Source organism: Neobacillus sp. Soil_C_43, from assembly GCF_057656715.1.
The window spans coordinates 1-240 of sequence record NZ_JBDGJV010000065.1; the positions used below are offsets into that span (position 1 = coordinate 1).

Here is a 240-nt window from a genome sequence, read left to right on the forward strand (position 1 = left end):
AGTGGGCCTAAATGGACTCGAACCATCGACCTCACGCTTATCAGGCGTGCGCTCTAACCAGCTGAGCTATAGGCCCCCACTACGAATATTTCATTGAGAATTTGCACTCTCAAAACTAAGCAAACAAAAACAATCAAACAAACTTTTTTGTCTGGCTCACTAAGTCCAGCTTATATCCTTAGAAAGGAGGTGATCCAGCCGCACCTTCCGATACGGCTACCTTGTTACGACTTCACCCCA

1 tRNA gene and 1 rRNA gene are annotated in these 240 nt (G+C 46.2%); both read right to left on the reverse strand.

From position 1 onward, the window contains the following. Positions 1 to 2 precede the first annotated feature (2 nt). Positions 3 to 76: transfer RNA gene (locus AC3A54_RS25635), tRNA-Ile, on the reverse strand. Between the two features lie 106 nt (positions 77 to 182). Then, positions 183 to 240: ribosomal RNA gene (locus tag AC3A54_RS25640) — 16S ribosomal RNA — on the reverse strand; the annotation flags it as partial.